Origin of the sequence: Chryseobacterium sp. IHB B 17019, from assembly GCF_001456155.1 — a bacterium.
Lineage (GTDB): Bacteria > Bacteroidota > Bacteroidia > Flavobacteriales > Weeksellaceae > Chryseobacterium.
Window position 1 is genome coordinate 535203 of record NZ_CP013293.1, and the last position, 12690, is coordinate 547892.

The window sequence follows — 12690 nt, forward strand, 5'->3', positions numbered from 1 at the left end:
TCTGATGTTTGTTTTTTTGTTAACTTTAGAGGGTTATTAACCACTAAGTTATCTCAATTTGTCATGATGAAAAAAAGTGTTCTTTTTTCTTTAATTTTTTTGTTGTTTTTAGGGTGTACAGAATATTCTACAATCGGATATAGAAAGTCAAATATTGATTTGAATGATTACGATGTAAGAGTAGGTTTTTTAATTAACCATTACTCAAAACAGAATCAATTTCCCAAAAGAGGTTTAATTTTTCATCTTAAAAATAAATACGGCTCCGAAAAAAAGACTGAAATACTTAATGTAACCTCCAAAATGTATGGAGCAATAGATATTCAGAAAAAAAGGTCTTATTTTGATAAAGAATCTGTTTTTTATTTAAAAGATCTTTCTTTTGAAAAACAACAAATCACCAAAAAGAAAATTTTAGATGATACTATAACAGCTCAGATCAGAGAAAATGGAGTGGTAAAAACAATATTATTCTTTAATGATATATCAGAAAAGCCTTAAAAGTAAAAATCACAACAAAGCCATAGGTTTTCTGTGACCCTGCCGGTAAAATTTTCGAGCTATTTTCAACATGATCTGAAGAAGCTTGTTCATGGTACTGATGTCTGACCATGGGCTTTTCCATACTTTATGTAAATAATTGAATTTTTTGTACGGTTCGAACAAATGAAACCTTGAAAGGAATTAATTAAATCGAAAGAAATACTAAAAAAATCCCTGCAGCAATGCAGGGATTCTCAAATTAAAAATATTATTACTTGAATCAAGCTTACTACGGTGCTGTACACTGTTTAGTAGTATTATTCCACTGTGTTCCCGCAGGACATGTGTATATATATGCATATTTTACCCCTCCAACTGTTATACATTGTACGTATTTATTTGGTACATTAGGATATGGATATGCACCATCTGGCCCTGCAGGGCAGTTATAGTCTCCTGATTGCAGTATATTTACCGTTACACTTGCTGTACAAAGAGTTCCACCCATATTTATACTAAAGCTTGCAGTACCTTCCCCAAGAGGAGTTCCTGTAATATTAAATGTAAGTGTACCTGATCCTACATTAAAGTTATTTGCTGATAAAGTAGCCGTTAATCCCGGTACACCTGTAGAAGGTATAGACTGAGCACTGTAAGAACCTCCGTTTCCACCTGTATAAGGAACCAATAAGGTAACTCCTGAAGCTGCATTATTGTTTTTTAGGGTTCCGTTAAGCGTGGCTCCTGAACAGTTTATATTTGCAATACCGGCAGGAGCAGTCACTGTTCTTGAGAAAGTACATGATTGGCTTCCCATATTGATAAGAAAACTTGCCGTTCCTGCAGAATTTGGAGTTCCTGTAATAGTAAAGGTAAGATTTCCGCTTCCGTTGAGAAGGTTTGATCCTGTAAGAGTAGCTGTTAATCCTGTTACTCCTGTTGAATTTACAGTTTGTGTTGGATAACTACCTCCATTTCCACCTGTATAAGGGATGTTGGAAGACACCCCTGAAGCTGCCGTTCCTGCTGTTAAAGTACCGTTATTAACTGCGGTTGCACATGATAAGGTAGTAACTGCTGCAGCAGGAAGACCTACCGGAATATTTAATGTACATGTTTGCCCACCAATATTAATCGCAAAACTAGTTGTTCCCGCAACTACCGGTGTTCCTGTAATGGTATAGACCAGGGATCCGCTTGCAGTGGTAAAGCTTCCTGCTGCCAGAGTAGCCGTTAAGCCCGGTATATTTGTAGAAGCTACGGTTTGTCCTCCGTGAGAACCTCCGTTACCTCCTGTATAAGGAATTGTAACAGTTACTCCTGAGGCTGGCGCATTGGCCATCAGGGTTCCATTGACAGTAGCAGTGGCACAACTTATTCCGGTTATTGTTCCCTGTGCAGGTTGAGTTGGCGCGCACGTAGGTATCCAGGCATTAGAATCCCAGAACTCAAGACAGTTTGTAGTTACGTTATAAACCATCATTCCTGCTAGTTTAGGACTCAGGGCAGTCCTCTGGGCTGAAGTAAGCCTTGGGGGAAGAAAGGCTTTGTTATTTGCAGATAGCTCTAAAATAACATTACCTGCAGGTGTCGTAGTTCCTATACCTACATTACCGTTTCCGTTAAGAATCATTGCAGGGGCTTCATTCGCAGTAGAAGCTGCATGAAACTGAAGAATTCCTGGACTAATTCCTAAGCCGTAAAAATCTGTTCCCGCAGCATCATTATAAACTGCCAGCTTTTTTCCTACATTATCGGTAATGGTGCCTCCAAAAGATGCTCCTAAGTCGAGTACATTGGTTGGGGTAGTTGTACCTATTCCTACAAATCCATTTGGATTTATAACCATTCTTGAACCAAAGCCTGACGTTCCTCTTGTACTGAAGCTTAGTCCTGCATAATTATTGGTCTTATCTCGTGTGTAATCTGAAATAGAGGCTGCTGTTTCGGATAATCTGGTTACTTTTCCGGGAGTAGCTACCCATGCAATCTGACCGATATTTCCGGTATTTGTTGCATTCACATTATAGAATGCTATACTTCTTGGTGTATAATTAGGTGCCTGGCTATTGGTATTAGTTCCAAGGGTAAGAAGATCAGACGCAGGGCCCCCTCTTCCGTTAAAAATATCTGCTGTAGGCGGGTTTTCGATCGATGAGGTAGATAATCGGCTGTCGACGACAGACAGCACTCCAGGTAATACACTTGCACCAGAAGTGCTTTCATTAGCAATGCTTACAGTAGATTGGTTTCCGGATGCATTTGTTATATTTCCCATCCTCATGATACCCGTGTTTTCTATTATGGCTCTGATCGTATTGTTGGTTCTTATAGCAAGACCCTGATTATCTGTAGTTCCAATAAAGTTTGCTGTGGGATCGGTAGCAGTATTACCCGAAGTTTCCCAGCCTGTCACTATTGTACCAGTCTTAAAAGGGTCTCTAAGTTTTACCCATTCAGTACCATTAAAGTAATAAAATCCCGTCTCGTCTATATTAAAGGCTACTCCGGACTGGGTTCCCGTACTGATGTTATTCACATAGATTAATGTTGAAATAGGAATATTGGTCATACTTTGGGCTCTTTGCCTGTCTACTCTGGGAATGAGTATTCCATCTGTTGCAGTTGTAACTCCCGTGGAATTTTTTGCATTAATATCTAAAGTGGACAGAGGATCTTTTGAATTGATCCCAATCTGGGCGAAGACTAATCCTGAGAAAAGAAATCCCCATAAGATAATCATTTTGTTTTTCATACTTTTAAGTTTTTAACAAATTGTTTTTTGGTGTTTTTAGAATCATAATATCGAAGATTAATGAGGGAAGATATCGGGGGTATAACAAATGGTATCTAACGTTGAAGCTTTTAAATTTAATTGTGTTTTTGAATTAAGTTGTAATAAATGAGTTGTGGCCAATCTTGATGTCAGTTTTGTCTGAAAAAGCTAAGAATTGTTTTCAACTAAAACTGTAACTTTCAATCTATACCTAAACAAGACTTTTTCTGCGCGGAAGCCTTGCCTCTCAAATTTGGTACATTCTAAGGATTTACTGTTTTTATCCCTACCTGTAATAACGTTGATATCAAACGAAATCAACTAAAGAATAAAATTGTCTCTCTTTTGTAATATATATATTATTGTTAATAAATTTCTATATATAATCTATTACCGACCCTTTTTTGTTATAAACCCTCCTCTAAAGCAATTTTAGATCATTTACACTTTTAGAATAATATGTCGTCGATATGTGAATTAAGATTAGTTAAAATTACATAAAATTTTAATACATATTGAAAAAAATAAAAAAAAATTACATATTTATATTTTTACAACCATCTGATTATTAATAATTACGCCTTTTTTAAAGGAAATTATTATTATGAATTATAACTTTTTTGAGAATAAATTTTATAAGCTTTTTTACCTGCATTCTTTAGATTAATTAGATAAATCCGAGGCAATAGTTGATAATTTTGACCTAGAAATCAAAGTAAGAGTTGATAATAGTAAAATGTATTGGTATTGGATTAATAATTTCTAATAATCGATTGAAATATCTGAATAGGTGTCTGAAAAATGCCTGAACAAAATAGCCTCTTTTTGCATTTTTTGCCACATTTTTTTTCGTATTTTATTAAAATTTTTTAAAAAAAATTAATGAAAGAATGTTTGGAAACAATAAAAGCCCCTAAAAAAGAGGCTTTTATGAGAGTGAGCGCGAAAGGATTCGAACCTTTGACCGTCTGCTTAGAAGGCAGATGCTCTATCCAGCTGAGCTACGCACCCTAAAGTTTTTTTGATTCCCGCTAGTTTATTAAAATAATAAAAAGCTTTAAAGTCGGGGCGGCAGGATTCGAACCTGCGACCTCCTGGTCCCAAACCAGGCGCGATGACCGGACTACGCTACGCCCCGAAAAAAGATATATAAGAAAGCGGAGGGTAAGGGATTCGAACCCTTGCGACACTTTCGCGTCGACAGTTTAGCAAACTGCTCCATTAACCACTCTGGCAACCCTCCTGTTTATCTTCGTTTTTTAATGATCGTTGTTCCTTTATTGCGAGTGCAAATATAGAATAGATTTCTTTATTTACCAAATATTTTTCAAGAAAAATTTGTGTATTTTTGAGCTATAAATGATTAAAAAAATAAACAAAATGCGTAAAACATTATATATCATCGGATTAAGCACTTTGGTTTTTTCCTGCACGTCTCAGCCGAATACCAAAAACAGGCAATACATCCCCAAAACACCTGTGGTAAAGCCAAAAACAGCTGTAAAACCACAAACATCAGACAAGCCAAAAACACAAATCACTAATGATCGTGGAGTAGAATTTTTTACTACCAATATCGCAGATCCTACAAAGAATGATAACACCGCAAGTTACGGATCTATCGTGAGTGCAAAACCAGCCGGATACAAAGTAGTAAAAACCTATTTTCCTGCCATTGCACAGAATTTCAGACAAAGATATCTGATTCTACATTATACGGCACTTCCTGACGACAAATCCATTACCGTTCTTACTCAGCAGGCGGTGAGCGCACATTATTTGGTGAATAACACTGGGGATAACGAAATTTATCAATTGGTTGATGAAAACAAACGTTCTTATCACGCAGGAGTAAGTGCCTGGAGAGCCGATAAAAACCTTAATGATACGTCCATCGGGATTGAGATTGTTAATATGGGGTATACGGCAGACGCTTCAGGAAAGAGATTATTTGTTCCATTTGATGATGCTCAGGTCAGAAAAGTGGCAGCTTTGGCTAAAGACATTATTACAAGATACCAGATTCCGGCAACCAATGTTTTGGCGCATTCAGATATAGCCCCGACGAGAAAACAGGATCCGGGACCTATGTTTCCGTGGAAAAAATTATACGACGAATATCAGATCGGGATGTGGTACGATGAAGCGACCAAGCAAAACTACTACGATCTGGAGATGTCTACAGATTTTCAGCTGAAATACAATGATCCGTCATTTATATTTAATGTTCAGACACAATTACAAAAATTCGGGTATGGCATTGATCTCAGCGGAAAATGGGATGATGCTACCAAAAAAACAATTGAAGCCTTCCAGTACCATTTCCGTCCTCAAAACTATGACGGAATCATGGATGCGGAAACATTCTCAATATTGCAGGCTTTAATACAAAAATATCCGGTAAAATAAATCTGTAAAGCGCATCGGTTTCGGTGCGCATTTGCTATATTTAAACTTTAAAATTTTAAAAAATCTGTAATGGAAAATTTCAGGAGAGAAAGTGATTTATTGGGCGAATTGGAAGTTCCGGTAAATGCTTATTATGGAGTTCAGACACAAAGAGCAATCAACAATTTCAAAATTTCAGGTCAGCTTTTGGCTTCTTATCCACAATTTATTAAAGGTTTGGCTTTCGTAAAAAAAGCTGCCGCAAAAACGAATTATGAATTGGGCTTGCTGGATGAAAATTTATATTTTAAAATTGCTGAGGTTTGCGATGAATTGCTTGCCGGTGAGCTTCATGAGCAGTTTCCGGTAGATATGATTCAAGGAGGAGCGGGAACTTCCATTAATATGAACGCCAATGAAGTAATCGCTAACAGAGTTTTAGAAAAATTAGGTAAAAATAAAGGGCAATACGAATTTTGCTCACCCAATGACCATATCAACCTTTCCCAATCAACAAATGACGCTTATCCTACAGCTATTAAAATGGGATTGCTTCAGATGAATGCTATTTTGGTTGAAAAATTAGAAAAAATAGTTGAAGCTTTCAGGGCAAAAGGGAAGGAGTTCCATGATGTCATAAAAATGGGTAGAACGCAACTTCAGGACGCGGTTCCTATGACTTTGGGACAGGAATTTGAAGCATTTGCAGCAACTTTGGAAGAAGATATTTCTAAATTAAATAACAACGCCAATCTTTTCGTGGAGGTCAACATGGGTGCCACCGCAATCGGCACAGGATTGAATGCCCCGATTGGATACGCAACGCTTTGTGCTAAAAACTTAGCTGAACTGACAGGTTTTCCCGTGATTTCCGCACCGGATTTGGTAGAAGCAACTCCTGACACAGGATCTTACGTGATTTATTCTTCAGCGATGAAACGCCTTGCTGTGAAATTATCAAAAATATGTAATGATTTAAGACTGCTTTCATCAGGGCCAAGAGCCGGGCTTTTTGAAATTAATTTACCGCCTATGCAGCCGGGATCATCTATTATGCCTGGAAAAGTGAATCCTGTAATTCCGGAAGTAGTCAACCAGGTTTGCTATAAAGTAATCGGGAATGATCTTACAGTGACTTTTGCAGCCGAAGCGGGTCAATTGCAGTTGAATGTAATGGAACCGGTACTTTCTCACGCTATCATGGAAAATATCCACTTCCTTTGCAACGCTTTGGATACACTTCGTGATAAATGTGTTATAGGAATCACAGCCAACAAAGAAGTGTGCCTGAATATGGTAAAACACAGCATCGGGATCGTAACGGCACTTAACCCGTACATCGGTTATAAATTTTCCACAGAAATCGCCAAAGAGGCCTTGGAAACTGGAAAAAGTGTTTATAATCTAGTACTTGAAAAAGGTGTCCTTTCTCAGGAAAAACTGGACGAAATCCTGGATCCTAGAAACATGCTGAAACCACATAATATGTAAGTAATATAATTGATAGTGATAAATGATAATTGATACAAAATATTGTTAAATTTTATCATTTATCGCTCATCATTCATCATTCATCATTTATATTTTAATCTTGAGGTTCTTAATTATAATCCCTGCCCACAACGAAGAAAATAATCTTTCGTTTACCCTCGATTCTTTACAGCAGCAAAGCTTTAAGGAGTTTAAAGTTGTGGTTGTCAATGACGGATCGACAGACCGGACACAGGAAATTATCAAAAAATATGTTGATACCGATTCCAGGTTTGAAACTGTTAATCTCCAGAAATCTTCACACCAGCCGGGGTCAAAGGTAGTTAATGCTTTTAAAAATGGCTTAAACACTCAGAATCTTGATGAATTTGATATCATCTGTAAATTCGATGCAGATATTATCTTGCCTGAAAATTATCTTGAAACTATCAGAAATTCTTTTCAAAACAACCCGGAATACGGATTGGTCGGCGGACTGTTGTATGTGGAAAAAGACGGAAGCTGGATATATGAAGGAAATTCGAATAAGCATCATGTAAGAGGCCCGATGAAGGCTTACCGGAAGGAAAGTTTTACTCAGATGGGAGGGCTGCGTGAAACATTGGGATGGGATAATATTGACTCGATTTTGCTTGAAAATTTAGGTTGGAAAGAAGTCGTCCTATCCGAATTACAAGTGAAATTAATTAAAGTAAAAGGTACGGACTACACCATAAAACCGGCAGAATATTACGGCAGATATTTTTATTTTTTGGGATTGAATAGGTTTTTAGCTTACATCGCATCATCAAAAGAGGCTGCAAAAAGTAAGTCTATTTCTTTTTTCTTTACCATAATCAAATCCTATGAAAGCTGCCGCTCAAAAAAGCTTGAATTGAAAATATCAAAGCAGGAACAAAAAACTATCAATGATCAGCGGTGGAAAGCACTGAAGAAAAAGTGGCTGAAAATGTAAAAGCTTATAGCATAAGTTTTAATTTGTTTTATTTGTGAAAATATTTGTGTCATTAGTGTTTAAAATTACTAATTAAAGAGCCTTCTAATTTCAATACCTTTGCGGTAAAATATCAGGATTTGAAAAAAATAGCCTACATAGAAATCGACAATCACCACGCTGAAGTTGCATTATCATTCATGGATATTATGGATGATTCTAATGAGTTTTCTGTTGATTATTATTTTTCTGAAAAGATAAAAAATCAGGTTGGAAGAGGAAATTCTGTGTTTGTATCAGACAGCTCAATGATTCTGGATCAATTGAAAGCAGAAAAATACGACTTGATTATTATCGGAACGGTACATCGCTATTTTAATACTTTTCAGGCTATTACGGAAATATATAATACGGCAATAATTGTTCATAACCTTAATTTTATCAATACATCAAATTGGAACCTGGCAAAAAACATCTTTAAACAGGATGTTTTTTACAGGTTAAAACTGTTGTGGAAAGAAGGTTTACTTAATTCATCGAAAATTTATAAAAAAGCGAAAAATGTTCTGGTGTTGGATGAAGAATTAACCTCTGGAAAATATACTTTTTTACCCATTTTTTATACTAAAAATTTTGTAAAACCTGCAAATCAGGTTCTAACTGTTGTTATTTCCGGGGGCGTTTCTCAGGAAAGAAGAGATTATGACCATGTTTTTAAAATTATCCAAAATTTAAAAACTGATGAAAAATATGAATTTGTATTTCTAGGAAGAGCAAGGGATCAGGAATTGGAACAGCTGGAACAATTGTCATTAAATCTGCCGGAAAATGTGAATATCAAGTATTTCTCAAAAAGAGTTTCGGCGGAAGACTTTGAAAGATGGATGCAGAAAGCTGATATTCTTTGGTGCCCCATTCGTCAGGAAATTAATTTTTTTAGCCAAAAAGAAATGTATGGTGTATCAAAAATGACCGGAAACCTGGGCGACGCAATTAAATACGGGAAATTGGCAGTTTTTCCAGCAAATTATACATCCAAATTGGATTTTATTATTCCGGAGCGTGAAGATATTATTGAGCAGTTTAAACAGCTTAAAAACAACAATTTCGATTTTCAGGAAAAATATAACAAAAAAACAGTTCAGGAAAGCTTAGAAAAAGTTTTAAACAGTTTGATTTCTATTTAAACTTAAAAACACTTTTAAGGAAGTTTTTGTTTAAATAATCCTCAATTGGAAAAACTTTTGTGAAATAATTCCCGATAAAGATCAAAAGTAAAACAACGAAAGGTTTGTACAAAAGATTAATAAAATTATTATTAAAATTAGGTAAAACAATCGCCACGGTAATCGCTAAAGTACAGATGATCGATACGAAAATCATCTCAATGGTCAGAGGGGAAACCTTGAACATTACGTAATTGAAAATAATCTTAATAACATTATAAGTCGTCAGGGAAATTGCCGTAGATAAAGCGATCCCGATCAGTTTAAGGTCGGTATTTTTAATGAAATAAAGATTCAGGCTGATCGTTAACCCTGCCAGCAAAAGCATCACAACAATATTGAATTTGTAGTATTTTGAAAGTGAAATAATATTTCCGTTGAAACCTGTTGCCAAATCTACCAAAACCGCTGATCCCCAAATCCATATCACAGGCTCATATTCTCTGAGCATTACCCCGTTTTTAGGCATAAAATGAGTAAGAAAAGGAAATCCGACCATGATGCACGAAAACAAAACCGCCCCTAAAAAATATAAAGATAAAGACGTTTTTTTATGAAATCTGTCAAGTCCTTCCATGTCTCCGTCGGCAAGATTTTTACTGATAATCGGTGCAGAAACATTAAACAAACCAAGCTGCGGAATAGAAATCAAAGAAATCAAGGCGTATAAAACAGCATAAATTCCGTTTTCTTCCATTCCCATAAATTCCCCGATCATTAGACTGTTGATAGCCAGGTAATTCCCAAAAGTCCCTAGAAATCCAAAGAAACTATAATTAAAAAACTCTTTCCAAAAGTTATTTTTTTTGAAATAATCAGTACTGAAATCAAGGTTTATTTTTTTCAGTTTATTGGTATAATAAATATATCCGAAAAGCATAAGCGAAAACATTCCGAAGAAAAAAGCAAATGCAATGTTCTGGGACAGAGTGAAATAGAAAAATAAGCAGAACGCTCCGAGGTTGGCGATTTTAGGAAAAAGGTTGTCAAAAATATTTGAAACCACAATTCTTTTATAGTTGGAGGTGTATTTATTGAAAATCGTGCAAAACGAAAGAATTAACACCATCGGCAGTATAATTTCCTTCGCTTTCCAGGCTTCCGTATACCTGAATTTTGGATAAAGGTAAGGTAGGATGAAAAATATTAATAGAAAAATGATAAAATTAATAAAAACAACAAGCAATGATAAGGAAAGCATATTTTGTTCTTTACCATCTTTTTCTACGGTGTGAAAAAATTTCACATTAGAATATGAAATTCCCATTACCACAAATGGAACCAGAAATTCCGCGCTGGGAAGGATGTAGCGAAGTTTTCCGTAAAATTCGAAATCGTTAGGAAAAATGAAAATTGCGGAAATTGTACCCAACAAAAAACCCATATAACCAATAATGGAGTACTTGAATCCCTGTCTTGCTACTACACTCATGACGCTTAAAGGTTTTTAGGTATAAAAATAATATTGTTGATGTATTCTTTTTTATTTTTTTCGTCGTTTGTATTATTTAGTAGGATTTCTTCCGTTATTTTTTCGAGCCTGAAATGAGTTCTGTTCAGGTATTTTGCTTCATAGCCCCAGGATTCCACTTCGGAAATTTCGTTCCAGATAGGAGTGCTATGATGTCTTTGCTCCATTTCAACCATTAAAGTCGGGGCAAATTGTCTTATGATTTTCTTGGCTCCGAGAAGCGTTTTCATTTCGTTGCCTTCTACGTCTATCTTGATGAAATCCAGTCTCTTAAAGTGTTCTATCGCAGCCCAGTCATCAAGCTTTATCACTTTTACTTTTTCGGTATAGCTTTTTTCTTCGCCTTTCTCTTTATAATCAACGTTCAGTGTGCCTCTTGACGCGATTTTTTTCCCATTTATAACCGGAACTTTAAATTCTGCAGTCGTATTTTCGTCAGAAAGTGCGAGAGGAAAAATCCTCATTCTCGGAAACAATCTTTTCAGACGGCGGTATAAATTTTTATTAGGCTCAAAAGCAAAAATATGTTCGTGATCCAGTGTATTTTCCAGCTGGTACAAGAAGGTTCCCACATTTGCGCCAATATCCAGAATTACAGCTTTTTTCGGTAAATATTCTTTGATCCAGACCAGCTCGGGCTCTACATTTCTGGCCGAAAAATTATCTTTGTTAAGGTTGTTCAGCTTCTTAAAATACCTTTTTTTATAAAAATTCGGACTAATATATTGTAATTTTTCTGCGATTCTTTGATATAAGGACATTGTTAGCTTTTTGACGAGCAACAAAGATAAGCAAAAATGTTAAACTAATGTTAAAACTTTTGAATTGTAATTCGTTGAATATCAGGCAGTAATTTATCTGCTGTTTTGTTGTTTTTTTAGGAGCTTTATCCCGCTATCCACTTTTACTCCTCGCGCCAAAGCCTTTCCCAACACCTGCTGTGGGGTAACCGTTTCTATCGGGGCTAGGAAAGGCATGGTGAAATAGTTGATAGTGAATTTTACTTATGTAAGTGAATAGTGAATAGCTGAAATTGATAATTAACCAGTGACAATTTACTCTTAAACCACCCCGTCAAAAATTCTTACGAATTTTCGCCACCCCTCCAGAGGAGGGGAATTTCGACGCGCCGACTTGTTATCTACGCTTACAAAAACGGTGCATTCAGGAAATCATTCAGGGGCTTCATCAATGCGAAGATTTTTGTGAGATTTTTTACGGCATTTTTATCTAAAATTTCTTTGTCTTTTATGTTATAAACGACAATAAAACTTTTCAGTTTTAGATATTCTGCCATCGGATCTTCCTTTTCAAAACCTTGAGGCACTTTTTTTAGTTTATCATCCTGATCCAGTTCCGGGAAGTATTTTTTAAAGTCTTTATTGTTTAAAATTTTCAGGAAATCTTCTCCGTACAAAGAAATTTCTTTTCTTAATTCCTTTAAAACAGAAGATTCAGGCATATAGATTCCTCCTGCAATGAAAGATTTTCCAGGTTCTAAGTGAAGGTAATATCCGCCTTTCTGGCTGCCTTTTCCCATTCCTAAAGATGCCCCGAAATTTGTTTTATAAGGAATTTTATCTTTTGAAAATCTTGTGTCTCTGTAGATTCTGAACAATGATTTTTTAGCATCAACTTTACCAAGTTCTTCATCAAATCCGGACATTTCTTTAATAAGGTCCTCTAAAAAAGAAATCACATTTTGCTGAGACTCAGTATAAAGGTTTTTGTTTTCTGTAAACCATTCGCGGTTATTATTTTTAGTCAGTTTCTTTAAAAAATCGAAAACTTTTGGAGAAAGAGTAGCCGGCATATTTTTATTTTTATCAAAATTAATTAAAACTTTCATCTGTTCAAATTTTACAAAATATTTTAATTGAAAAAATGAGAAATTGGCATTTTTAAAAAATAGTGGATTGGA

At 35.6% G+C, this 12690-nt stretch carries 9 protein-coding genes and 3 tRNA genes; 5 read left to right on the forward strand and 7 right to left on the reverse strand.

Annotated features, from left to right (window positions below):
• Positions 1-63 precede the first annotated feature (63 nt).
• Positions 64-501 carry a hypothetical protein gene (locus ATE47_RS02490; RefSeq protein WP_150114763.1) on the forward strand — a complete coding sequence of 146 codons (438 nt, stop codon included), beginning with the start codon at positions 64-66 and terminating at the stop codon, positions 499-501.
• A gap of 271 nt (positions 502-772) precedes the next feature.
• On the opposite strand, the gene ATE47_RS02495 is transcribed toward ATE47_RS02490, so the two are convergent.
• From ATE47_RS02495 to ATE47_RS02510, 4 genes are all read right to left on the reverse strand, one after another.
• Positions 773-3238, reverse strand: coding sequence for a carbohydrate-binding module family 14 protein (locus tag ATE47_RS02495; RefSeq protein ID WP_062160477.1), 2466 nt, complete (start codon positions 3236-3238; stop codon positions 773-775).
• A gap of 958 nt (positions 3239-4196) precedes the next feature.
• Positions 4197-4270, reverse strand: a tRNA-Arg gene (locus ATE47_RS02500).
• A 52-nt stretch (positions 4271-4322) separates the two neighbouring features.
• Positions 4323-4397, reverse strand: a tRNA-Pro gene (locus ATE47_RS02505).
• A gap of 20 nt (positions 4398-4417) precedes the next feature.
• A tRNA-Ser gene (locus ATE47_RS02510) sits at positions 4418-4502 on the reverse strand.
• 137 nt (positions 4503-4639) lie between these two features.
• On the opposite strand from ATE47_RS02510, the gene ATE47_RS02515 reads away from it, so the two are divergent.
• The 4 genes from ATE47_RS02515 (at position 4640) to ATE47_RS02530 (ending at position 9259) form a co-directional block, all read left to right on the forward strand.
• Positions 4640-5668 (forward strand): N-acetylmuramoyl-L-alanine amidase, encoded by a 1029-nt coding sequence (locus tag ATE47_RS02515; protein ID WP_062163418.1) that lies wholly within the window; start codon positions 4640-4642, stop codon positions 5666-5668.
• A gap of 69 nt (positions 5669-5737) precedes the next feature.
• Positions 5738-7138 (forward strand): aspartate ammonia-lyase, encoded by a 1401-nt coding sequence (gene aspA, locus ATE47_RS02520; protein ID WP_062160478.1) that lies wholly within the window; start codon positions 5738-5740, stop codon positions 7136-7138.
• A gap of 100 nt (positions 7139-7238) precedes the next feature.
• Positions 7239-8093: a glycosyltransferase gene (locus tag ATE47_RS02525; RefSeq protein ID WP_062160479.1), complete on the forward strand. Its 855-nt coding sequence runs from the start codon at positions 7239-7241 to the stop codon at positions 8091-8093.
• 119 nt (positions 8094-8212) lie between these two features.
• Positions 8213-9259, forward strand: a complete 1047-nt coding sequence (locus tag ATE47_RS02530; protein WP_062160480.1) for a hypothetical protein — start codon at positions 8213-8215, stop codon at positions 9257-9259.
• On the opposite strand, the gene ATE47_RS02535 is transcribed toward ATE47_RS02530, so the two are convergent.
• The 3 genes from ATE47_RS02535 to ATE47_RS02545 form a co-directional block, all read right to left on the reverse strand.
• Complete coding sequence (locus ATE47_RS02535) at positions 9252-10730, reverse strand: lipopolysaccharide biosynthesis protein (RefSeq protein WP_062160481.1); 1479 nt, start codon at positions 10728-10730, stop codon at positions 9252-9254. The two genes, ATE47_RS02530 and ATE47_RS02535, sit on opposite strands and share 8 nt — an antisense overlap.
• Positions 10731-10735: 5 nt before the next feature.
• On the reverse strand, positions 10736-11530 hold the full coding sequence (locus tag ATE47_RS02540) for an FkbM family methyltransferase (protein ID WP_062160482.1): 795 nt from the start codon (positions 11528-11530) through the stop codon (positions 10736-10738).
• 386 nt (positions 11531-11916) lie between these two features.
• Positions 11917-12618: a DUF2461 domain-containing protein gene (locus tag ATE47_RS02545; RefSeq protein WP_228376305.1), complete on the reverse strand. Its 702-nt coding sequence runs from the start codon at positions 12616-12618 to the stop codon at positions 11917-11919.
• Positions 12619-12690 lie beyond the last annotated feature (72 nt).